Origin of the sequence: Massilia hydrophila, assembly GCF_020208145.1 — a bacterium.
Taxonomy (GTDB): Bacteria; Pseudomonadota; Gammaproteobacteria; order Burkholderiales; family Burkholderiaceae_D; genus Telluria; species Telluria hydrophila.
The window spans coordinates 1,451,785-1,475,604 of the sequence record NZ_JAHYBX010000001.1; the positions used below are offsets into that span (position 1 = coordinate 1,451,785).

At 69.7% G+C, this 23,820-nt stretch carries 18 protein-coding genes; 15 read left to right on the plus strand and 3 right to left on the minus strand.

The window, feature by feature from the left end:
• Positions 1-3: 3 nt before the first annotated feature.
• A complete protein-coding gene (locus LE190_RS06615) occupies positions 4-705 on the minus strand; it encodes a penicillin-insensitive murein endopeptidase (RefSeq protein WP_225237935.1) in 702 nt (233 codons plus the stop codon).
• 147 nt (positions 706-852) lie between these two features.
• On the opposite strand from LE190_RS06615, the gene LE190_RS06620 reads away from it, so the two are divergent.
• From LE190_RS06620 to LE190_RS06680, 13 genes are all read left to right on the plus strand, one after another.
• Positions 853-1,674: a prohibitin family protein gene (locus LE190_RS06620; RefSeq protein ID WP_225237936.1), complete on the plus strand. Its 822-nt coding sequence runs from the start codon at positions 853-855 to the stop codon at positions 1,672-1,674.
• Between the two features lie 40 nt (positions 1,675-1,714).
• Entirely contained in the window at positions 1,715-2,311 is a 597-nt protein-coding gene (locus LE190_RS06625; protein ID WP_225237937.1) for a metal-dependent hydrolase, read from the plus strand.
• Positions 2,308-3,222 (plus strand): hypothetical protein, encoded by a 915-nt coding sequence (locus tag LE190_RS06630; RefSeq protein ID WP_225237938.1) that lies wholly within the window; start codon positions 2,308-2,310, stop codon positions 3,220-3,222. The genes LE190_RS06625 and LE190_RS06630 overlap by 4 nt, the downstream gene beginning before the upstream one ends.
• Before the next feature lie 43 nt (positions 3,223-3,265).
• Positions 3,266-4,843, plus strand: a complete 1,578-nt coding sequence (locus tag LE190_RS06635; RefSeq protein WP_225237939.1) for a MoxR family ATPase — start codon at positions 3,266-3,268, stop codon at positions 4,841-4,843.
• 1 nt (position 4,844) lies between these two features.
• Positions 4,845-5,852, plus strand: a complete 1,008-nt coding sequence (locus tag LE190_RS06640) for a hypothetical protein (protein ID WP_225237940.1) — start codon at positions 4,845-4,847, stop codon at positions 5,850-5,852.
• Entirely contained in the window at positions 5,849-7,672 is a 1,824-nt protein-coding gene (locus LE190_RS06645; RefSeq protein ID WP_225237941.1) for a VWA domain-containing protein, read from the plus strand. Before LE190_RS06640 ends, LE190_RS06645 begins: the two co-directional genes overlap by 4 nt.
• On the plus strand, positions 7,669-8,262 hold the full coding sequence (locus LE190_RS06650) for a hypothetical protein (RefSeq protein ID WP_225237942.1): 594 nt from the start codon (positions 7,669-7,671) through the stop codon (positions 8,260-8,262). Before LE190_RS06645 ends, LE190_RS06650 begins: the two co-directional genes overlap by 4 nt.
• On the plus strand, positions 8,247-9,713 hold the full coding sequence (locus LE190_RS06655; protein WP_225237943.1) for a phenylacetate--CoA ligase family protein: 1,467 nt from the start codon (positions 8,247-8,249) through the stop codon (positions 9,711-9,713). The genes LE190_RS06650 and LE190_RS06655 overlap by 16 nt, the downstream gene beginning before the upstream one ends.
• A 25-nt stretch (positions 9,714-9,738) precedes the next feature.
• A complete protein-coding gene (locus LE190_RS06660) occupies positions 9,739-10,812 on the plus strand; it encodes an AAA family ATPase (RefSeq protein WP_225237944.1) in 1,074 nt (357 codons plus the stop codon).
• Positions 10,809-11,723, plus strand: coding sequence for a LysR family transcriptional regulator (locus tag LE190_RS06665; RefSeq protein WP_307734682.1), 915 nt, complete (start codon positions 10,809-10,811; stop codon positions 11,721-11,723). Before LE190_RS06660 ends, LE190_RS06665 begins: the two co-directional genes overlap by 4 nt.
• Positions 11,724-11,821: 98 nt before the next feature.
• Positions 11,822-12,607, plus strand: coding sequence for a dioxygenase family protein (locus LE190_RS06670; protein ID WP_225237945.1), 786 nt, complete (start codon positions 11,822-11,824; stop codon positions 12,605-12,607).
• Positions 12,608-12,683: 76 nt separating this feature from the next.
• A complete protein-coding gene (locus tag LE190_RS06675; RefSeq protein WP_225237946.1) occupies positions 12,684-13,109 on the plus strand; it encodes a DoxX family protein in 426 nt (141 codons plus the stop codon).
• Positions 13,110-13,309: 200 nt separating this feature from the next.
• Positions 13,310-15,520, plus strand: coding sequence for an OsmC domain/YcaO domain-containing protein (locus tag LE190_RS06680; RefSeq protein WP_225237947.1), 2,211 nt, complete (start codon positions 13,310-13,312; stop codon positions 15,518-15,520).
• 15 nt (positions 15,521-15,535) lie between these two features.
• Here the strand turns inward: LE190_RS06680 and LE190_RS06685 are convergent, their stop codons facing one another.
• Complete coding sequence (locus tag LE190_RS06685; protein ID WP_225237948.1) at positions 15,536-15,913, minus strand: group III truncated hemoglobin; 378 nt, start codon at positions 15,911-15,913, stop codon at positions 15,536-15,538.
• A 136-nt stretch (positions 15,914-16,049) separates the two neighbouring features.
• Between LE190_RS06685 and LE190_RS06690 the strand changes: the two genes are divergently transcribed.
• Entirely contained in the window at positions 16,050-17,675 is a 1,626-nt protein-coding gene (locus tag LE190_RS06690) for a phytoene desaturase family protein (protein ID WP_225237949.1), read from the plus strand.
• 98 nt (positions 17,676-17,773) lie between these two features.
• On the plus strand, positions 17,774-17,974 hold the full coding sequence (locus tag LE190_RS06695; protein WP_225237950.1) for a hypothetical protein: 201 nt from the start codon (positions 17,774-17,776) through the stop codon (positions 17,972-17,974).
• 96 nt (positions 17,975-18,070) lie between these two features.
• Here the strand turns inward: LE190_RS06695 and LE190_RS22010 are convergent, their stop codons facing one another.
• Positions 18,071-22,222: a YDG domain-containing protein gene (locus LE190_RS22010; RefSeq protein WP_225238070.1), complete on the minus strand. Its 4,152-nt coding sequence runs from the start codon at positions 22,220-22,222 to the stop codon at positions 18,071-18,073.
• Between the last annotated feature and the right edge of the window lie 1,598 nt (positions 22,223-23,820).

The window sequence follows — 23,820 nt, forward strand, 5'->3', positions numbered from 1 at the left end:
CGCTCAGCGCAGGGGCGCGCATGGCAGGACGAAATCGACGTGGTAGTGCTCGTCGTGCCGGATCCACGGCCTGGCCTTCATGAAGGGCAGGGCTGCGATCCAGGGCCAGGCCGGCGTGCCGTGCAGCTTGCGCACGAAGGGCGGATCGAGGATGACCCGGCCGATGCGCGCGCCGCGCGCCCGCGCGTAGTGGTCGAGCAGCCGCAGGTGGTCGGCGAGCGCGGCGAAGTCGATCCGGTAGCCTTGCCAACGCCCGCTGCTGTCGAACTCGAGGCCGTAGCCGAAGCGCTGGGCGGCCGAGCGCGGCAGGGTGGCCGGGCGTCCGTCCGCGCCGCGCACCGGCACCATGAAGTCGACCGAGACCCCGGCCTGGTGGGTACGGTGCGGGGGCATCGGTCCACCCGTTTGCAGCCCTGTTTCGCCATACACGAAGGTGATGTCGGGTTGCCCTGTTTCCAGGGCGCGGTAAGCGTCCAGCACGATGTCGCGCACGCTGGCGTGGACCCAGGTGCGGCCCAGTTCCACGCCCCGTTGGGCGTAGGGCTCGAAGTTGTTCCCTTGCGCTGGCAGCGCAACGGCCCCTTCGATCCGGCCATGGGCCGGGTTTCCGTAGCAGGTACTGGTGGTGGCATCGGCGGCGGCGGCCGGCGCGGGCAGGGCCATGAGAGCGGCTGCGGCAAGGGGGATCAGAAGGGCAGGAAGCATGGTGGTCGTCACGAAGGGTGGGCCGCGCATCGGCGGCGGTTCGATACGCATTTTCTGGTTAATTAATCACAGGCAATAGATTTACCTCAACAAATTGGCGCAGACGGTTTGCTAGGGTGGCGTTCACACTCTTTATGCGAGGAAAGAATGTCCAAGTTGAACCCTTCACTCACCTTCGTTGGCCTGCGCCGCCTCGCGTTCCTGCTCCTGGTGCTGGTCCTGCTGTGGATCGTTGCTCCGTATGGCATCGTGCCGCCCGGACACCGCGGCATCATGACCACCATGGGCCGTCCGGGCGAGGCGGTACTGGAGGAGGGCATCCACTGGAAGTGGCCGATGCTGCAGCGCGTGCACCTGGTCGATGTCTCGATCCAGGAGAACAACGGCGAAGGCACGGCCGCGTCGGCCGACCTGCAGACCGTGACCATGAAGGTGTCGCTGAACTATCACGTGCTGCCATCGAAATCCCTGTACGTGTTCCGCGACCTGGCCAACGCACCGGGCGAGCGCATCGTGCTGCCGGCGGTACACGAGGCGGTCAAGGCCAGCGCCGCCGCGTATACCGCCGAGCAGCTGGTCGGCCAGCGCAACGCGCTGCGCAACGACATCGTCGAACAGTTGCGGGCGCGCCTGGGACGGCACGGCATCCAGGTGGACGAGATGAGCATCATGGACCTCGATTTCAGCGAAGGCTTCAACCGCGCGATCGAGGCCAAGGCCACCGCCGAACAGGAAAAGCTGAAGGCCGAGCGCGACCTGGCGCGGATCCAGGTCGAGGCCCAGCAGAAGCTGGCCTCGGCCAAGGCCGAGGCGGATGCGCTGGCCCTGCAGCGCCAGCAGGTGACGCCGGAGCTGCTGCGCCTGCGCGAAACCGAGAACCAGGCGCGCGCGATCGACAAATGGGACGGCAAGCTGCCCGGTACCATCGCAGGCGGTACGGTTCCGTTCCTGAACCTGCCGCGCGATTAGGGCCATGCTCCGCTTGCACCGGCGCCGGCAGGCTTGACCCATGCCGACCGTGCTGACCCATGCGGTAGTCCCGGTGGCGCTCGCCCTTGTGCCTGGCGTGGGCCGCGGCGCCCGGCGGGTGCCGCCCCGGCTGCTGCTGTGCGGGATGGTGGCCGCGATGCTGCCGGATGCCGACGCTGCCGGCTACTGGCTGGGTGTGCCCTACGCGGCGCTTGCGGGGCATCGCGGATTGAGCCATTCGCTGGCGTTCGCGCTGGCGCTCGGCCTGCTTGCGGCGCTGCTGGCGCGGCGCCTGGGCGCTCGTGCCTTGCCGGCCGCCTGCTTCGTGGGCGCCTGCACCCTGTCCCATCCCTTGCTGGACATGCTGACCACGGGCGGGCTGGGCATCGCCCTGTGGGCTCCCTGGTCGAGCGAGCGCCTGTTCTTCGCGCTGCGGCCGATCGAAGTCGCCCCGCTGGCGCCGGCGCGGATGTTCGGCGATCGTGGCCTGGTGGTGCTGGCTTCGGAGCTGCGCTGGGTATGGCTGCCGGCGGGCGTCCTCGGCCTGTCCTGCGTTGCCTGGCGCGGTTTGCTTGCCGCCATCCGGCGTTTCTCCCCGCGTTCCTCCTCTTTCGCTGGTCCGGACCGACACCGATGAACCATCCTTATTTCCGCCCTTCGCTCCAGGTGCCGCGCAGCGGCTGGTACGCGCTCGCAGCCGCCATGCTGGCAAGCCTGCCCGCTGCCTGGCTGTATGCCTGGGTCACCGCGCCCGCGCCTTCGCCCGCCGATCCCCTGTGCACGCTCGGCATGGCGCTCTGGCTCGCGCTGGCGGCCAGTTGCGCGGCCGCGCTGGGCAAGGTGCGCCACCCGGGCTGGATGTGGCGCGCCGGCGCGGCGCTCGGGGCCTGCGCCTGGTACCTGCAGTGGGCGGCCTGGCTCGCCCAGCCAGCGCCGAGCGCGCCACCCCTTGACTTGCTGCAGGCAGTCCGGGAGGCCGGTGCGGCGGGCGCTGGGTTCCTGCGGCCCGACCTGGTGCTGGCGTCGGCAAGCAGCCGCGCCACCGGCGCCTCGTCCTTCGTGGCCGGCGCGGCCACGGTCGTGGTGTGGCTGGTCGAGCTGTGCGCATTCATGCTGCCGCCCGCGCTGGCCGGTGCCAGACGAGCGGCGGCGCCCTTCTGCGAGCAGGCCAATGCCTGGGCGCGCGAAGTCCAAGTGCCGGTCCACTTCCGCTTCATCGACGACCCCGACGGCGTGCGGCGCCGGCTGGAGCACGATCCGCGCCAGCTCGCCGCGCTGCTGCGGCCCTGCGGCGACGAGGAAACTCCCTTCGCCGAGATCACCCTGCACCGCTGCGAGGGCGGCAGCGCGTTCGTCACCATCTGCAATTTCTGCGCGATGGCGCCGGAACAGGTACCGGTGCCGGCCCTGCGTACCCTGGCCGAGGCGGCGCCCGAGCGGGTGGAATGCTTTGCGCAGCTGGACGAGCCGGTGGTCGAATTGCTGCGCGTACCGGCGGCCGAGGTGGACGCCCTGGTGCGCGGCTGGGAAGCCGCAGCCGCATCCTGAGGGGCAGGCCCGGCCCCATCACCACAACCGTCACGGGAGTGCCATGAACCACGACCCCTTCCAGAAAATCTCGCAGGCGCCGACCCGGCCCCATGCCGCCGCCAGGCCTTCCGGCTTCGACGTGGCCGACCTGTACCGTGGCCCGGTCGCCGGCGATTGTGCGGCGGCCGCGGCGCCCCCCGCACTGGACGAGAAGCTGCGCCAGGCCTACTTCTGGATCGTCAACCGCGCGATCATCAGCCCGCACTACGACATCGAGTACCACGCCGGTCCGCCGCGCAGCCACATGGTGGGCGATACCCGGCGCACGCTGACCCTGCCTTCGGCGCAAAGCTACTCGAGCTTCGTGCTGCTGCCGCTGCTGGCCTTCGCGGCGCGCCGCAAGTGCCTGTTCATCGGCGGACCCGGGCGCGGCAAGACCGCCAGCGCGGTCCTGATGGGCGTATTGGCCGGCATTCCGGTGCGCGAGGTAAGGCGCGCGATGCAGCATGGCCACCCGCAGATGACGGTGGCCGACCTGCTGGGCAATCCGCTGCCGGCCGACCTGCTCCACGCCCGCAGCCTGGACGAGATCCGCATCGCCTGGCGCGCCTGGCTGCCGATGCGGGTCAAGATCGTGGACGAATACAACCGGATCCCGACGCGCACCCAGAGCGCGCTCCTGACCCTGATGGGAGACAACTACGCCGAGCAGCTGGACCAGGTATTCGAGTGCCCGGAGTCGGCCTGGTACCTGACCGCGAACGACGACCAGGGCGGCGGCACCTATCCGGTGATCGAGGCCCTGCGCGACCGCATCGACGTGACGGTCCAGGCACTGGCCTTCAATCCGCGCTTCCTGGACGAGCTGCTGCTGCGCATCGAGGAAGACATCCGGCCGGAAGAACTGGTGCCGCGCGAACTGGTGCTTTCGGAAGCGGAGATCGACGCGATGGGGGCGGCGATACGGGCGGTATCGGTGCCGGTTCCGGTGCGCCGGCGCCTGGAATTCTTCGCCAGCCAGTTCGAGCTGTGCGAGACGGCCGGCGCCCAGTTCGAGTACCTGAGCAAGGACACCGCGCGCCTGGCCGGCGTGCCCCTGCGCGAACTGGGCGCCACAGACAACGGGCGCGACCGCCTGGCGGACCTGGGCTGCCAGAGCCTGAACGGGATCTCGGTGCGCCAGCTCGGCACGCTGCTGGTGTTTGCCAAGGCGCTGGCCTGGTTTCGCGGCAACCCCGAGGTGGAACTCGAGGACCTGCGCCAGGTGCTGCCTTTCGTCCTGCGCGACAAGCTGCAGCCGGACCTGGAGGCGCCATTTTTCGCCGAAGCCGGCAACACGGCCCTGCGCAGCGACCGGATCAGCTGGCTGCGCCTGCTGTTCGACCTGGCCAGCGCGGAGTACGAACGCCTGGACCTGGACCGGCGCGACGAGGTCGGCGAGATGGCGGCCGCCCTGGCGCGCGGCCTGGACGGCCTGGACGAGCGCGAGACGACGGCGCGCATCGTCCGCATCGAGAAGCTGGTGGCCGAGCGGGTCAAGGGCAGGAAGCTGTATGGCCACCTGGCCGACGACCTGCTGATGTTGAAGTACCTGCACCAGCGCTACACCAACTACCTGGCCTGGCTGCGGGCACGCTGAGATGCTGTGCGCCGCATTCGCCGAGACGCTGGCCGCGCGGCGCCAGCACTGCAATGCCGCGGTGGCAGCGGCGCGGCGCGCCTGGCCCGGTTTCGACCAGCACGCCTTCGGCCGTTTCCTGACGGAGCAGGCCGACCCGGTGGTGGCGGCCGTGGCCGCGCTGGCGCCGCAGCGCGTGGCGGCCGTGGTCGACGCCAGTGTCGAAATCGGCATCGAGCTGACCGGCCGGCGCCTGCTGGACGCCGGCCCGCGCGGCCTGGCCCTGGCGCAGGCCTGGTCCGGCCTCGCGCCCTGTTGCGCCGTGCAGGTGGCGCAGTCTCCCGGCCAGGTGCTTGGCATGCTGAGCAATGCCTCGCTGCACCTCGCGGCGCTGCCCGGCGTGAGCACGGCGCGCTGGCAGGCCGATATGGGGGCCCTGGCGCCCCGCGCCTTGACGCTGGCCGAGCTGCGCGCGCTGGGCCAGGTATTGGCCTGGCGCGCCGGGGCCGCGCACTTCCGGCAGGGCGCGCTGGCGGCGCTGGACGCGCTGCCGCCGGCACTCGCGCTGGCCGCGGTACGGGCCTCAGCGAGCGGCGACTGGGGCCAGGTGCGCGCGGCGCTGCGGGACGACCCGTGGTGGCGCGCGCCACAGGACGAACAGGCTGCCTCGCAACGCATCGTCGGCGCCTTCGCGGGCCTGGGCGGCGCCTTCACTGCGCCGCCGCTGCTGCGTGCGGCCGGCGCGCACGCGGGCGGAGCGTCGTTCGTGGTGCGCTCCGGCGAGCACGACTTTGCCTTGCACGCGGACGCGCACGGCGCCATCGTGCTGCCGGCGCGCACCGCGATGTTCGACGCGGCGCCGGATGGCGCCGGCGATGGCGGGGCAAGGGCGGCACTGGACTGGCAGCGCGTCGCACCCCCGTTCCCGGCGCAGGACTGCGCGGTCTGCGCCGGCGCCACGACGATCGCGATCGCTTCTCCCTATTCGCATGCGATCCTGCTGGTGGCGCGCGCATGGAGCGCAGCATGAAGCGGCGCACCGAACCGGACCCCGGTGCCACCCAGGCCCTGCTCGAACGCTGGCACGCCCAATGGCCCGCCGCGCTTGCCTGCTGGAGCCGGTTTACCCGGCTGCACCCGCCACGCATCTATACCAGCACGACGGAGACCCAGTGGGCCGGCCTGCACGGCAGCTTTGCCATGATCCGGCTGGCCGACCAGGGCGTCGTGGTCGACCTGCAGGCGGTGCACGCGCTTGGCCTGGACGACTACGCCGTCGAGATCCTGGCCCATGAGATCGGGCACCATGTGCTGGCGCCGGGTACGGCCAGCATGCACCTGCGCATGCTGGCGCGCGTGCGCCGCGTGCTCGGGCCCCTGGCCGAGGCCGCGCCGCTGGTGGCCAACCTGTACACCGACCTGTGCATCAACGACCGGCTCCAGCGCCAGTGCGGCCTGCGGATGGACGAGGTCTATCGCGTGCTGGGGCGCGACGGCAAGTCCGCGGCGGCCGGCGCCCTGTGGGCGCTCTACCTGCGCATCTACGAGCAGCTGTGGCAGCTCGCCCCGCGCAGCCTCGGGGGCGCGGCTTGCGCGGAGGCCGCCGAGGCCGACGCCTGGCTCGGCGCCCGCACCATCCGGGTCTACGCCGACGAGCCGCTGACGGGCGTGCGGCGCTTCGCGGCCCTGGTGCTGCCCTACCTGCCTGGCAAGCAGGGACTGGCCCGCATCCCGCGCTGGCAGGATACCCGGACCGCGGCAGCGGGCTGCGCTCCGGGCGGCCTGCATGTGCTGGAAGAAGACGAGGACGATGAAGCAAGCGCGGAGGATGCCGGCAACGCCCTGCATCCGGCCTGGGACGTCCGGGTGACTGGCGACGCCGTCCCGGCCGCCGTGCTGGGCCAGGGCGGCGGCCGGGGCGGCGGCAGCGCGTGCGGGCAGGCGCGCGAACCCTTCGAGTATGGCGAGATCCTGCGCCTGGGCGGCAGCACGCTGTCGCCGCGCGAAGCCGCGATGCGCTACTACCGCGAGCGCGCCTTGCCCTACCTGGTGCCGTTCCCGAAGCGCCCGCAGCAGAAGGCGCCCGAGCCGCAGTTCGAAGGATACGCTCCGTGGAGCCTGGGCGACCCGCTCGAGGACATCGACTGGGCGCGCAGCCTCGCGTACTGCCCGCAACCGGTACCCGGCCTGACCCTGCTGCGCCGGGTCCACGGCGAAGATGCGTCCGGCGCGGCGGCGCCGCTGCCGATCGACCTCGACCTGTACGTGGACAGTTCCGGATCGATGCCCGATCCGCAGCAGGCGACCTCGCAGATGGCGCTGGCGGGCGCCATCGTTGCCCTGTCGGCGCTGCGCAGCGGGGCCGCGGTACAGGCCACGCTGTGGAGCGGCAAGCGCGAGGTGCTCGCCACCCCGGGCTTCACGCGCGACGCCGACCAGGTGCTGCGGGTCCTGACCGGCTACTTCGGCGGCGCCACCTGCTTTCCCATCCACCGCCTGCGCGCGACCTATGCCGCGGGCGCCAGGCCGCGACCGACCCACATCCTGATGATTTCCGACGACGGCATCACCACCATGTTCGACGAGGACGAGCGCGGCGAGAGCGGCTGGACGATCGCGGCGCGCGCGCTGGCAGCCGGCGCGGCGGGCGGCACCATGGCCCTGAACCTGGCGTCCGGCTGGGACGAGGCGGACAGCCCCTGGTACGGCGAACTGGCGGCGATCCTGGGGCGCGCGCGGCGCGAGCAGGGCTGGGACATCCACGCCGTTCCCGACCTCGACGGGCTGGTCGCCTTCGCGCACGCCTTCAGCCACCGCCTGTACGCCAGGCACGCGGGAGGCGCGCGGTGAACCAGCCCGGCCCGGCGCTGGAAGCGATGCTGCGCCGCCTGCGCGAGACGCCGGCCGAGTTCCTGGCGGAGCCGCGCATCGGGTCGTGCACCAGCGCCGCCGGGGTCGCGGTGTCCGCGCTGGTGCACGACCTGATGCGCATGCACGGCCACGCGGCGCCCGCGCGCTGGCTGGCGGCGCTGGGTGGCCTCGACCCGCGCGCGCGCCGCAACCGGCTGGCCCTGGCCATGATCACCTGCTGGCTGCTGGCGGACGCGTGGTTCCTGGCGCGGCCGTTGCCGCTTGAGGCGCTGTGCGCCGTGTTCGACAGCGCCACCCCGCTGCTGGCCCAGGCGACGGCGGCGCACCGCTTCGCCGCCGATGCGGCCGATGGCGAGGAGCTGGTGCGCGTGGTGCTGGCCCGGCTGGGATACCGCCCGGCGGGCGAAGCGGCGGCGCAGGCCGAGGACCGCCTGGCCGCGGTGAGCGGCGCGGCCAGGCGCCGGCTGCTGGAAGCGAGCCGCGCGGCCGAGAAACGGGCGCGCGCGGTGCGCGAGGCGCTGGCGCGCAAGGCGGCCCAGGAGGCGGCGGACAAATGGACCCGCGAATGAAGGATGGCGCCGGCGTCAGGCCAGCACCGGAGACGGCGGCGCAGCGGCGCGCGCGCTTTCCGACCCTGAGCCCGGCCGGCCGGCGCATGCTCGCGTTCCTGCGCCGGCATCCGCACGCGCCGATCTACCGCAACCACAGCGGCAACCGCTTGCTGGCCCATGAAATCGCCCTGGTGCGCGCCTTCGAGGAGGAAGTGGCGGCCACGCCGCCCGACTGGACGCCGGGCCGGCCACCCGGCTGGGTCATGCCCTTCGTGGCCAAAGCCTTCGCCACCGTGCCTTTCTATCGCGCGCTCGGCTCGCCGCCGCGCCGGCTGGACGAGCTGGCGCCGGTGGCGCGCGCCGACCTCGCCGCCGACGTCGCCCGTTTCGTGCCAGACCACGTCGACACGCGGCGCCTGCTGGCGTTCCAGACCACCGGCACCACCGGCCATCCTTTGCTGGTGCCCTCGCATCCGCTGGTGGCGGCGCGCTACGCGGCCTTCCACAAGCGCGCCCTGCGGCGGGCCGGCATCGTGCCGAACCATGGGGCGGGGCAGGTGGGGGTGGTGCTGCTCGGCTTCCAGCGGCGCTGCTTCACCTACGTCTCGGTCTCGCCCACCATGGGCGAATCCGGGCTGGCCAAGATCAACCTGCACCCGGCCGACTGGCGCCACGAGGACGACCGCGCGCGCTACCTCGACGCGCTGGCGCCGGAAATCATCGCGGGCGACCCGATCTCGCTGCGCGCCTATGCCGCGCTGCCGTGCCGGCACGCGCCGCGCGCGATCCTGTCGGTCTCGATGGCCCTGCACGCCGGCCTGCGCCGGCTGCTGGAGAGCCGCTTCGGCTGTCCGGTGCTGGACATCTATTCACTCAACGAAGTCGGCCCGGTGGCGGTGCACGACGAGGACGCGGGCGGCCACCTGCTGCTGCAGCCCAGGCTCTACGTGGAGATCCTGGACGAGCGCGGACGCCCGGTGGCGCCGGGGGGGCGCGGCGAGATCGCCGTCACCGGCGGCTTCAATTTCTGCCTGCCGCTGCTGCGCTACCGCACCGGCGACCATGCGGCGCTGGTGGCGGGCGCCGAGGGTCCGGTGCTGGCCGGGCTGTGCGGGCGGCGCCCGGTGCGCTTTTACGGACGCGGGCAATGGTGGAACAATATCGACGTCACCCACGCCCTGCGTCCGCTTCCGCTGTCGCATTTCACGCTGCACCAGGCGGCCGATGGCAGCCTGCTGCTTGGCCTGGCGCGCGATGCGATGGCGTACGCGGCGGCGGCGCAGGGCGCGCTGGCGCCGATGTTCGGGGAGCGGGAAATCGCGGTGCGCCCGATCCTGGCCGAGGACAAGGTGCTGCAGTACAGTTCGGACCTGGCGGGCGCATGCCAGGACGGCGCGCCGCAACACGCTGCGCCGGCGCCCGGCGCCTGTCATACTGGCGCATCGACAGACGGACACGCAGACCCATGACCACGCCCACCGAAGACCGCAGCGCATGAAGGCCCACCGCCTCGGCCTGGTCGTGGGCAAGTTCTGCCCGCTGCACCGCGGCCACATGCACCTGATCCAGGCCGCCCTCGACGCCTGCGACGAGGTACTCGTGCTGAGCTACACGAAACCGGCCTTTCCGCGCTGCGACGCCTTGCAGCGCGAGGCCTGGCTGGCCAGCCTGTTTCCCACGGCGCGGCGGCTGGTGCTGGACGATGCCCGGCTGGCGCAGGCCTGCGCGCGGCGCGGCATCGCCCCGCCCATGCCCCTGCCCGCGAACGAGGCACCGGAGCCGGCGCACCGCGCCTTCACCGCCTGGCTGTGCTGGGCGCTGGCCGATTGCACCGTGGACGCGGTGTTCACCAGCGAAGCCTACGGCGACGGCCTGGCCGCGGCGTTGGCGGCGCATTTCACGGACTGGAGCGGGCGCCGGATGCAGGTCGTGCATGTGAGCGTCGATCCGGCGCGGCGCGCGGTGCCGGTGTCGGGCACGCAGGTGCGCGCCGATCCGCAGCGCCACCGGCACCTGCTCGACCCCATCGTGTACGCCAGCTTCGTGGACCGCATCTGCATCCTGGGCGGCGAGTCGAGCGGCAAGACCACGCTCGGCGTGGCGCTGGCCGGTGCGCTTGGCGCCGCCCTGGTGCCGGAGATGGGCCGGCTGTACTGGGAAGCGAAGGGCGGCCGGCTGGTGTACGAGGACATGCGCGCCATCGCCGAGGCGCAGGTGGACGAGGAAGAGCGCCTGGCGCGTGCCGCCGGCCGCTGGCTGGTGTGCGACGGCAGCGCGCTCACCACCGCCTTCTACAGCGAGGATGGCTACGGCCGGGTCGATCCGGCCGTGCAGGCGCTGGCCGCGCGCCGCTACGCCTTCTGCTTCGTCTGCGCACCCGACTTTCCATTCGTACAGGATGGCACCCGGCGCGATGCGGCTTTCCGCGCGCGCCAGCACCGCTGGTACCTGGAGCGCCTGGCGCGCGACGGCGTCCCGCATGCGCTGCTGGAAGGCCCGGTGGAACGCCGCCTGGCCACCGCGCTGGCGCTGCTGCGGCGGGCGGGGGAAGGGAGGGCCGGCGCATGATGGACCGGTTCCAGGAAATGCGGGTGTTCGCCGCCGTGATCGACACCGGCGGCTTCACCGCGGCGGCGCGGCGGCTCGGGATGTCGAAGGCCACCGTGTCGCGCCACGTGAACGAACTCGAGGAGCGGCTCGGGGTGCGCCTGCTGCAGCGCACCACACGGCGCCTGTCGGCCACCAGCGAAGGCGAGATCTTCCACGCGCGCTGCCGCGAACTGCTGGACCGCCTGGACGAGGCGGAAGCCGAAGCCGCCTCGGGCAGCGCGGCCGCCACGGGCCTGGTGCGGATCAACGTGCCGGTAAGCTTCGGATTGCTGCACCTGGCGCCGCTGTGGCCCGCGCTGCTGGCGCGCCATCCGGCGCTGGAACTCGACATCACGCTGTCCGACCGCGTGAGCGACCTGGTCGAAGAGGGTGACGACCTGGCGGTGCGCATCGGCCAGCTGCCGTCATCCTCGCTGGTGAGCCGGCGCCTGGCCAGCACCCGGCTGGTGCTGTGCGCGGCGCCGGCCTACCTGGCGGCGCACGGCGAACCGGACACGCCGACCGACCTGGCACGGCACGAAGTCATCGCCTACAGCCTGTTCGCGGCCGGCGAACAGTGGAGCTTTACCGGACCGGCGGGCGAGCAGACGGTGCGGGTCCAGCCGCGCATGCGCGCCAACAACGGCGACACCTGCCGCGTCGCCGCGCTGGCCGGGCAGGGCATCATCCTGCAGCCGAGCTTCATGGTGGGCGCCGACCTGGCCGCGGGGCGCCTGCGCGAGTTGCTGCCGGGCTGGCGATCGATAGAACTGGGCATCCACGCGGTGTATCCCTCCCGCAAGTTTCTAGCCCCTAAGCTGAGGGTCGTGATCGACTTCCTGGCCGAAGCCCTGGCTGGGGCAGATTGGGAAGATTGTTCCGGCAGATGAAACAGTGTAGCGCCGTTTCGCCTGTTTATCTTCAGCGTTGATGTCAATATCATGGTGATGTCGATGCGGCACCCGCCGCGTCCCAGCAGGAGTACACCATGTCCCGACTACCGACCCTCTTCGTTTCCCATGGCTCGCCGATGCTGGCGCTGCAGGACAGCCCTGCGCGCCGCTTCCTGGCCGGGCTCGGCGCCGCGCTGCCGCGGCCGCGCGCGGTGCTGGCCGTGTCGGCGCACTGGGAGACCATCGGGGCGCCGGCCCTCGGTTACGCGACGCGCCCCGCCACCATCCACGATTTCGGCGGCTTCCCGCCCGCCCTGTACCGGATCGACTACCCGGCACCCGGCGCGCCGGAAGTGGCCGGGCGGGCGGCGGCGCTGCTGCAGGCGGCGGGCCTGGCCGCGGGGCGCGACCCCGGGCGTGGCCTGGACCACGGCGCCTGGGTGCCGCTGCGCCTGATGTATCCGGACGCCGACGTGCCGGTGACCCAGCTCTCGATCCTGCACCGGGGCGACCCGTCCGCCCACCTGCGCATCGGCCGGGCGCTGGCGGCACTGCGCGAGGAGGGCGTGCTGGTGCTGGCGTCGGGCTCGCTGACCCACAACCTGCATGCCTATCGCGGGCAGGGCGTGGATGCGCCGGTGCCCGACTGGGTGGCCGGGTTCGGCGACTGGATGGCGGCGCGCCTGGCGGCGAACGACCAGGCGGCGCTCCTTGACTATCGCCGCGCGGCCCCGCACGCGGTGCAGAACCATCCCACCGACGAACACCTGCTGCCGCTGTTCGTCGCCCTGGGCGCGGCCGGTCCGGATGCGCGTGCCACGCGCCTGCATGCGAGCGTGGAACACGGCGTGCTGGCGATGGATGCCTACGCCTTCCAGTAGCCAGCAGTGCGCCAAGGCCGTGCGCAAGCGGCGATGATGTCAAGACAACACTTCAATACTTCAATCCGGAGCAATCATGCACACCACGAACCCTACCCACCGCAACCTGGACGACGAAGGCAAGCTGGTACTGCGCGCCGCGCTCTCCATCCTGCTGCTGTTCCACGGCATCTCGAAGCTCTCCGGCGGGATCGGTTTCATCACCGGCATGCTGCAGGGGATGGGCCTGCCGGCGCTGTTCGGCTACGGGGTCTATGTGGGCGAAGTGGTCGCGCCGCTCCTCATCCTGGTGGGCCTGTTCACCCGCCCTGCGGCGCTGGTGGTTCTCATCAACATGGTGGTGGCGGTGCTGCTGGCGCATACCGCCCAGTTCTTCACGCTCAACGAGACCGGCGGCTGGGCCCTCGAACTGCAGGGCATGTACTTCGCCGCGGCGCTGGCCGTGGCCCTGCTGGGCGCCGGGCGCTACAGCGTGGGCGGGGCCGCGGGGCGCTTCAACTGAGCCCGGACGGGCCGGTTTCCAAGCCGCGAACGGGGGAATCGCGTATCATGGCGCCCCTGGATCGTGCCACGGTATTCGCCTGCTGTTCGCCCGGCGCTTTGCCGCGGAGCCTGCCACGCCACGCGATCTGAACGCGTGGGCAGGAGACCTGCCCACCCAACGCTCATCCATCCGCCTCAGGCTTCACTCAGGATCACCACATGGAAATCAAGGTCAATTTTCTCGACAAGCTGCGTCTCGAAGCGAAGTTCGACGACTTCACGGTCATCGCCGACCAGCCGATCCGTTACAAGGGCGACGGCTCGGCGCCCGGTCCCTTCGACTACTTCCTGGCTTCGTCGGCCCTGTGCGCCGCCTATTTCGTCAAGCTCTACTGCAATACGCGCGACATCCCGACCGAAAACATCCGCCTGTCGCAAAATAACATCGTCGATCCGGAGAACCGCTACAAGCAGATCTTCAAGATCCAGGTCGAGCTGCCGGCCGACATCTCCGACAAGGACCGGCAGGGCATCCTGCGCTCGATCGAGCGCTGCACCGTGAAGAAGGTGGTCCAGGAAGGGCCGCAGTTCGTGATCGAGGAAGTCGACAGCCTGGATGCCGACGCCCAGGCCCTGCTGACCCTGCAGCCGGACGCCGGCGTGCGCACCTGCATCCCCGGCAAGGACCTGCCGCTCGAAGAGACCATCGCCAACATGTCGGCCCTGCTGGCATCCTGGGGCATCAAGATCGAGATCGCATCCTGGCGCAACATCGTGCCCAATGTCTGGTCGCTGCACATCCGCGACGCCCATTCGCCGATGTGCTTCACCAACGGCAAGGGCGCGACCAAGGAAAGCGCGCTGGCCTCGGCCCTGGGCGAATACATCGAACGCCTGAACTGCAACCATTTCTATGCCGGCGCCTACTGGGGCCAGGACATCGCCGACGCCGACTTCGTGCACTACCCGAACGAGCGCTGGTTCCAGGCGGGCCCGGACGACGCGCTCCCCGACGGCATCCTCGACGAACACACGCTGCCGATCTACGACCCCGACGGCGAACTGCGCGCCTCGCACCTGGTCGATACCAATTCCGGCAATGCCAAGCGTGGCATCGTCGCGCTGCCCTACCTGCGCCAGTCGGACGGCGCGACCGTCTACTTCCCGTCCAACCTGATCGAAAACCTGTACGCCAGCAACGGCATGAGCGCCGGGAACACGCTGGCCGAAGCCCAGGTGCAGTGCCTGTCCGAGATCTTCGAGCGCGCCGTCAAGCGCGAGATCCTGGAAGGCGAGATCGCCCTGCCCGACGTGCCGCAGGAGGTGCTGGCCAAATACCCGCGCATCCTGGCCGGGATCCAGGGCCTGGAAGAGCAGGGCTTCCCGGTGCTGGTCAAGGATGCCTCGCTGGGCGGGCAATACCCGGTCATGTGCGTGACCCTGATGAACCCGCGCACCGGCGGCGTGTTCGCTTCCTTCGGCGCGCACCCGAGCTTCGAGGTCGCGCTCGAGCGCAGCCTGACCGAGCTGCTGCAGGGGCGCAGCTTCGAAGGCCTGAACGACCTGCCGGCGCCGACCTTCGCCAGCGAAGCCGTCACCGAACCCTACAACTTCGTCGAGCACTTCATCGATTCGAGCGGCCTGGTGTCATGGCGCTTCTTCAGCGCGCGCGCCGAGTACGACTTCGTCGAATGGGATTTCACCGCCCAGGGCAAGGACGCCAACGCCGAGGAAGCGGCAACCCTGCTGGGCATCCTGGCCGACATGGGCAAGGAAACCTACATCGCGGTGCACGACGAACTGGGCGCGGTGGCCTGCCGCATCCTGGTGCCGGGCTACTCGGAGATCTATCCGGTCGAGGACCTGGTCTGGGACAACACCAACAAGTCGCTGCTGTTCCGCGAAGACATCCTGAACCTGCACCGGCTCGACGAGGCGAAGCTGGACGCGCTGCTGGAGCGCCTGGAAAACAACGAGCTCGACGAGTATTCCGACGTCGCCACCCTGATCGGCATCGAGTTCGACGAGAACACCGACTGGGGCCAGCTCACCGTGCTCGAGCTGCGCCTGCTCATCAACCTGGCGCTGCGGCGTTTCGAGGAGGCCCACGAGCTGGTCGGCGCCTTCTTGCAATACAACGACAATACCGTCGAGCGCAAGCTGTTCTACCAGGCGCTCGACGCGGTGCTGCACGTGACCCTGGACGAGGAACTGGAAATCGGCGACTTCGAGCACAACCTGCGCCGCATGTTCGGCGATGCGCGCATGGACGCGGTGCTCGGCTCCGTGGATGGCAGCGTGCGCTTCCATGGCCTGACCCCCACCAGCATGGCGCTGGAAGGGCTGGACCGGCACCACCGCCTGATCGACAGCTACCGCAAGCTGCACAAGGCACGCGCAGCCCGCGCCACCACCGCTGCCCGCGGCTGAACGGCGCGGAACGGCTCAGCCGGCGACTTCGACCCGCCCGAAGTAGCCGTACTGCAGGCTGGCCGCGATGCGGCGCGCGGCCGCCAGGAAGGCCTCGGCGGTGTCGGGCGCGAACAGGCGCCGCGCATGCGCTTCGAACAGGCCGAGCCAGCGCCGGAAGTGTTCCGGCCCGATGCCCTGCAGGGCCATGTGCTTGCCGTATACATTGCCCTTGAACTCGGCGCTGGCGAGCATGACCGAACACCAGAAATCGACCATGCGCCCGAGGTGCTCGTCCCAGTGCTCGCCGATGGCGGCGTCGAAGACTGGCTGCAGCAGCGCGTCGCGGCGGATGTCGGCGTAGAAGTCGGCGACCAGGGTCGCGATCGCATCGCGGGTCAGTTCGGAATGCATGGCGTGGTCAGGAAAGACAGGGACAGGACGCCATTGTGGCAGATTCCCGCATCGTGGCCCAGCCTCGCCGGCCGCGGCGCCTGGCGTTTTCGCTTCCGATGGCACACAATGGCCGTGTTCTCCTGCGGAGGTGCGGATGCGAGATGCGATCGTCATTGGCGGCGGCCATAACGGCCTGGTCTGCGCGTTCTACCTGGCGCGCGCCGGCCTGAAGGTGACCGTGCTGGAGCGCCGGCCGGTGGTCGGCGGTGCCGCGGTCACCGAGGAATTCCATCCGGGCTTTCGCAATTCGGTGGCCGCCTACACGGTGTCGCTGCTTAATCCCAGAGTGATTCACGACATGGACCTGGCGCGCCACGGACTGCGCGTGGTCGAGCGTCCGCTCGCCAACTTCCTGCCGCTGGACGAATCGCGCTACCTGAAGCTGGGCCCTGGCCGTACCGCGGCCGAGGTGGCGCGCTTCTCGCCGCGCGACGCCGCCCGCCTCGACGCCTACCACGCCCACCTGGACAGCGCCGCCGACCTGCTGCGTGAACTGGTGCTGCAGACCCCGCCGAACCGGGTGCAGGGCGGCTGGCTCGCGGCCCTGCCCGAGCTGCTCAAGGCCGGCCGCATCGGCAGGCGGATGGCCAGGCTGCCGCTGGCCGCCCAGCGCGAACTGCTCGACCTGTTCACCAAATCGGCCGGCGACCACCTCGACAGCTGGTTCGAGAGCGATCCGATCAAGGCCGCCTACGGCTTCGACAGCGTCGTGGGCAACTACGCCAGCCCGTATACGCCCGGTTCGGCCTACGTGCTGCTGCACCACGTGTTCGGCGAGGTGAACGGCAAGAAGGGCGCCTGGGGCCACGCGCTCGGCGGCATGGGCGCGATCACGCAGGCGATGGCGAAGGCCGCCCGGGCCCAGGGCGTCGAGATCCGGCTCGACTGCGCGGTGGACGAGGTGTTGCTGCGCGACGGACGCGCCGCCGGCGTCGTGACCGCGCGCGGCGAGCGCCTGGCGGCGCGCGCCGTGGTCTCGAACCTGAATCCGCGCCTGCTGTACACCCGGCTGGTGGACCCGGCGGCGCTGCCGCCCGACTTCCTGCGCCGCATGCAGGCCTGGCGCTGCGGGTCCGGCACCTTCCGCATGAACGTGGCGCTGTCGGAACTGCCGGACTTTGGCTGCCTGCCCGGCAAGGCGCCCGCCGAGCACCACGGCAGCGGCATCATTATCGCCCCCAGCCTGGCCTACATGGAGCGCGCCTACCACGACGCGCGCAGCCTGGGCTGGGCGCGCGAGCCGATCGTCGAAATGCTGATCCCGTCCACCCTGGACCCCGGCCTGGCCCCGCCCGGCCAGCACGTGGCCAGCCTGTTCTGCCAGCACGTGGCGCCCGTCCTGCCCGGCGGCGCCAGCTGGGACGACGCGCGCGAGCGGGTGGCCGACCTGATGATCGATACGGTGGACCGGCACGCGCCGAACTTCCGGCGCGCGGTGCTGGGCCGGCAGATCCTCAGCCCGCTCGACCTGGAGCGGACCTTCGGCTTGGTGGGCGGCGACATCTTCCACGGCGCGCTCGGCCTTGACCAGCTGTTCGCGGCGCGCCCGATGCTCGGCCACGCCGACTACCGCGGGCCGGTGGCCGGCCTGTACACCTGCGGCGCAGGCACCCACCCGGGCGGCGGCGTCACCGGCGCACCCGGCCACAACGCGGCGCGAGAAATCCTGCGCGACTTCGCACGCCGGGGCCGACGCGGGCGCATGCGCCGGGACGCCTGAGCGGGCCCAGGGCAGGGCGCACGGCAGTGGCGCGCATTTGCAGGGCAACTGATCGGGGAGTATGCTGTTCCCAGGCATGCTTGGATCGGGAGACCATCATGAAACTTCGTCCGACAGTATCTCACCTGGCAGGACAGTTCCACCGTCCCTTGCGTTTCGGCCGCCGCTGGCGCGGCCATGAACTGGCGCTGCGCATGGTGCAGCTGGTGCTGCTGGTGCTTCTGGCAGGCGTCGGCGCCAAGCTGATTGCCGAAGGCGTGGCGCTGGCGGTGAACACGATCGCCAGCATGATGGCCTGACGCTGCAAGCCTGGGCAAGGGGCGTCTTCGTTCCGGTCTCGACCGGAGCGGGGCGGTCGCGCGCGGTCGATCGCGTCCGCGCCGCCCCCTCCTGTATCAACGCGAGCGGAACTCGAACAGATAGTCGCCGCCGGCCTGGTGCCCGGCCGCCGTCAGGGTGCCGTACTGCGGCGTCTGCGGGAACTCCTTCCTGACCGCTTCCTGCACGCCTTCGAAGACGGTACTGCCGGGCTTCCAGTTCGCGACCGAGCCGACCACCTGCATCAGGTTCCAGGCGAAGATCGAGTGGTTGCCCCGGCCTTCGTCGGGCACCGGCTCGTCGCCGCCCGAGGACAGCACCACCACCGAGCGCTTGCTGAGCACATCGTCCGCGTTCACGTTCCTGCCCACGTTCGCCATGCCCTCGCGCGCGAAGGCGCCCGAATAGCAGCTGTCGGAGATCAGCGCCATCTGGCGCGAGCGGATGCCGGACAGGATCTTGGCCACGTCGCTGTTCGAGATCCACTGGCGCGGGTCGCTGGCGGCGGCGTCGGACGGCAGCCAGTAGCCGGCGCCGTTCTTCTCGAGCGAGTAGCCGTGGCCGGCGTAATACACCACCACGCTGTCGGCGCTGCCCACTTCGGTGGCGAGCGCGTTCAGGGCGCGGATCATCTCGGCCTTGCCCGGGTTGTGCAGCACCCGCACCTCGTAGCCGAGCTTTTCCTCGAACAGCTTGGCGATGGCGTCGACGTCGGTGATGGCGTTCTCCAGGCGCGGGATGGCCTTGTCGTTGTACTCGTTCACGCCGAACAGGACCGCGATCTTGCGCTCGATCTTCGGCAAATTCGAGCTCTTTCCACTGGCCTGCCGCATGATCTGCTCCTGTACCTGTACCTGTACCTGCACCTGCGGCCGGCTGGCGTGCAGCAGTTCCAGCTGGGCGGTGCTGATGCGGCAGGCGCCGGAGCTGGCCTCGGCGACCGTGGTGCACGGGCGCAGGTCGGCCAGGCTGGGGTCCATTTCCAGCTTGTAGATCGCCGCCGAGAACAGGTTCTGCTTGAAGTTGCGGCGCTGGGCCAGCATTTGGGCCAGCTCCTCCTGGCTCATCGAGCCGATGCGGACCGGGCTGAAAGCCTTGGAGCCCGCGCCGGTGCTGTCGGCGACCGGGCTGCTGGCCGGCGGCAGGCTCGGCACCTGGTTGGTTGCGGCCAGTGCAGCGCTGACGGCGTTGGTCGCGCTGCTGGTCACGCTGCGGATGGTTTCGCCCGGCCGCACCACGAGCGCGGTGGCGTTGCCGGGCGCCTGCACGAACTCGTAGTTGGCGGCGGCCAGGCCGGCGCCGAGGATCGGGTAGGAGCCCGGCGCCGCGCCGTTCGCGGCGCCCGCCTGCCAGGCCAGCTGGCCGGTGGTGGCGGATGCGAGCGTGTCGCCGCCCCGGAAACCCGAGACCGTGCCGTTCAGCGTGCCGAAAGGAAGCGTCGATTCGACGACCGCCGGGTTGGCCTGGTAGGTCAGCACGGCCGGGGTGATGCGTCCGATGTTGGCAGTGACGCTGGCATTCACGCCGCTGCCCAGCCGCACGCCATTCAGGCTGTAGTTGGCGGCATCCACGCCACTGAAGTCGAAGGGGCCGCTGACGCTGACGGCCTTCTGCTGGCCGACGTTGGGCGTATCGTAGCTGCCCTGGGTCGGACCGCGCACGCCGATGTCGTCGCCCGCCACGAGGTTGGCCATGGCGTACTGGTTCGCGCCCAGGACCGCGCTGCTGGTGGCGTCGTATTCCTTCGCCGTCTGGCCCGTCAGCGCGAGCGTGACCGGGCGCGGCGTGATCGAGGCCGTGGTGGCCAGCCGGCCGTCGAGGCGGTAGTTGCCGGCATCGGCACCGGACAGGGCGCCGCCGCTGATGGCGACGGTCTTGCCGGTGCCGACGTTCTTGTTGTCGAACTGGCCGGCGAGGGTGCCGATCGTGACCTGGTCGCCGGCCAGCACACCGGTCGGGGCGCCGGTCAGGCTGGCGCTGGTGTTGCCGTCGTAGACCTTGTCGCTGGCGCGGATGCCGGCTGCGGACAGGGTCAGCGGGGTGATATCGGCGGTGGTGGAGAACGCCGTCTCCGGCAGCATGTAGTTGGCGGCATCGGCGCCGGACAGCGCGCCGGCCGACACGTTCACGCGCTTGCCGGTACCGGCATGCCGCGAATCGAAGGCGCCGCTGAGCGTCCCGAGCCTGACCTCGTCGTCACCCACCACGTTGCCCAGGCTGGCCCGGACATCGGCCCCGACGGTGCCGTCGTACACCTTGTTCGCCGCCACCAGGCTCGACAGGGACAGCATCCTTCGCATGATCGCGCCGATGCCGGTGGCGGTCGTCGTGATCGTGTTGGCGCCCGTGCCGCCGAGCGTGACGCCGCCAAAGCTGTAGTTGATGGCGTCTGCGCCGCTGATGACGAAGGGGCCGCTCACCGTCACGGTCTTGCCCTGGCCGGCATCGGCGCTGTCGTAGCGGCCGGCCGTGGGGCCGGCAACCGTGACCGCGTCGGCGTCGAGGATGCCGCTCAGCGCGTACTGGCCGGCGCCAAGGGTAGCAGCCTGGGTGCCGTCGTATTCCTTTTGTACCTGGCCGGTGATGCCGATCTGCGCGGCGCGCGGCGTGATCGACGCGGTGGTATTGCCAAGGCCGTCGAGCCGGTAGTTGCCCGCATCGGCCCCGGACAGCGCGCCGCCGGTGACGATGACCGCCTTGTTGGTGCCGACGTTCTTGTCGCTGAAGCGGCCTTCCAGGCTGCCGATTTGCAGCTGGTCGCCGGGCAGGGCGCTGGAGGGCGTGCCGCTGATGCTGGCCGTGTCGCGGCCGTCGTAGACCTTGTCGCTGGCGCTCAGGCCCTGCACCGAGATCGGGCGCGGCGTGATGTCGGCCCTGGTGGTGGCCGTGCCGGCAGGCAGCTCGTAGTTGCCGGCTGCGGTACCCGACAGGCCGCCGATCGAGACCGTGACCAATTTGCCGGTGCCGGCATGCTTGTCCTCGAAGGTGCCGGTGAGATCGCCGATCCCGACGTCGTCGCCCGCCACCACATTGCCCAGCGCGCCGCCGAGAATGGTCGCCGAAGTGCGTGCATCGTAGACCTTGCTGGCGGCAGTGACGCCCGTCAGGGCCAGGGTGCGGCGGGTGATCTCGCCAATCGCGCCGCTCACCGTGGTGGACACCGTATGCGCGCCACCGTCCAGCACCACACCGCCGTAGGTGTAGTTGATGGCGTCCGCGCCGCTGATGACGAAGGGACCGGTGACGGTCACGGTCTTGTTCTGGCCGGCGTTGGCGTTGTCATACCGGCCCTGGACGGGGCCGTCGATGACGACGGCGTCGCTGGCCACGATGCCGCTGAGGACGAACTGGCCGGGAGCCAGCGTCGCGACGGTATTGCCGTCATAGACCTTGCGCACCTGGCCGGTGAGCCCGATCTGCGCTTCGCGCGGCGTGATCGAGGCGGTGGTGGTGAGCGGGCCTTCCAGCACGTAGTTGGCGGCGTCGCGGCCGGCCGCTCCGCTGGCGGTAATCGTGACGGTCTTGTTGTTGCCCACGTTCTTGGTGTCGAATTGCCCGTTGAGCTGGCCGGCCCTGAAATCGTCGCCCGGCAGTACGCCGGACAGGCGACCGCTGACTTCGGCGTTGCGCGTGCCGTCGTAGACCTTGTCGGCGGCGACCAGGCCGTCGGCGGTAACGGGGCGCGGCGTGATGTCGGCGGTGGTGCTCAGGTTCGACGGCGGGCGGAAGACGTAGTTGCGTGCATCGTCACCTGCCAGGGTGCCCACGGTAACGCTGACTTGCTTGTCCTGGCCAACGTCCTTGGTGTTGAACAGGCCGTGCAGCTCGGTGAGCCTGACGTCGTCGCCCTCGATGCTGTTGAGCAGCAGGCCGCTGACGGAAGCGTTGCGGCTGGCGTCGTAGACCTTGTCGGCGGCCACCAGGCCACCCACGCTGAGCTCGCGCGCGGCAATGTCGCCGACATAGTTTTGTTTCGCGCCATACACCGGGACGCCATGGACGGTCTGGACCTTGAACAGTTCTCCGTCACCGCGGTAGATGATGGGCTTGTCGGTGCCGACGTGCTTGTCTTCGAAGTTCGCCTGGGCAGTCGTCCAGCTGCCGGTGCGCACGAGGTCGAAGCCGACAGGGATGTTGCTCGACAGGACGCCGGTGAAGTCGGCATTGGTTCTACCGTTGTAGTCGCGCTGTACGACTTTTAGCTGAAGATCGAGTGATTCAGGTATCACGATGCCGTTCTGGCCGACACCAGAAAGCGGAGGCCTGTTCCAGGACCCGTCGTTGGCGAGTGCGTCGACCAGAACAAATCGGTAGTCCAGTTCGGAGAAGGCGTCTGCGTTGAAACTTGAGCCGGGGCGATAGAAAAACAGCCAGCGCCCATTATTGGCAGTTAATTCGCTCCCATTGCTTGAAAATTCGCTGCCTGTGAAATTGATGGCATTGCCGGTCGCCCCCGACGAAAGCCGAGCTGCATTCAGGTTGGTCCGACTGCTTTCATAGAACTGTGGGCCGCCAGAGGCAACCTGTGCTTGGTTGATGTCAATTACGGTCCCTAACAATGCAACTGGGTTTGGACCGCCGATGATTCTGCTCCCTCGCAAGAGGATGTAATCGCTTGAGTTGGGGTTAGTGGAGTTATCCCCCGGGGTTGGCCCACTTATACGAATGCCTCGATTAGTTGTAACCGTGCTTCCTTCCAGCAAGCTTACCTTTGAGCCTTCCAATGAAACGTTGTAGCCAAACAGATTTGCTTCGCTGTCGAGGGCGGATATGCTGCCACGCATGGTGAGTGTTCCGTCCCGCGCCATGACTTTCATGATTCCAGCACGGTTGCCCGAGGTGTTCAGAACCGCGTTTTCTCCGATCAGGACGTCGGATCCGCTTAGCCTCATGTCGGCGCTGGCCGCGTTCGGACTAGCTTCTCGTCCAAGGTTCGAGAGCGTGCCCATCACTGTCAGCGTACCAGTCCTGGCATCGATGTTCAGTTGCCCGCCATTGATACCCGATGAGTCCACTCGCCCGGTTTCACCAACCGTCACCTTGGCGCCGCTGAGTGTCGCCAGGCCGCCATTGCCGTCATGACCATCGACCCAAATCGTACCTGACACGCTGAGATCCTCCGCCGCGTCGATATGCACTTTTCCGCCTTCAGCGCTGTCTGCGAGAACCATCCCTGACACGGATATCGCGCGGCCTCGCAGTGTGACATCACCTCCGCTGGGCGTAACGTTATCGTTATCGTTATCGCCATCGTCTTCGCTTTCCAGGCCGTATGCGCTTACCGTTCCCGCCACATCCAAGGTACCGGTCGCGTCTACCTTGATCGTTCCCCCCTTAATGCCTTCTGCTGCGACCCTGCCAGTGATCGCTATGTTCCCTCCCTTGAGGACGACGCCGCCGCCAGCGCCGTCGCCACCGTCCGCCCATACAGAGCCTGCGACGGCTAGTTGTTCGCTTGCATCCAAGGTCACGTTTCCACCCTTGTTGCCGTCCGCCCAGACTGCCCCGCTGATAGTAAGGTCGCGCCCCTTCAATGTGACATTGCCGCCAGTGCCATCGTCACCGTCCGCCCAAACGGAACCTGAGACGGCGAGCTTGTCGCTTGCTTCCACATTCAAAGTCCCACCTTCGGCGCCGTCTGACCAGACGGACCCGTCGACGGCGACGTCGCGCCCTTTCAGTGTGACGTTCCCACCAGAGCCGCTGTCGCCTTGCGCCCACACCGAGCCTGAGACCGCTAACTGCTCCCTTGCTTCCAGTTTCAGGGTTCCTCCCTTGCTGCCATCCGCCCAAATAGACCCGTCAACAGTGACCTTCGCTCCGGAAA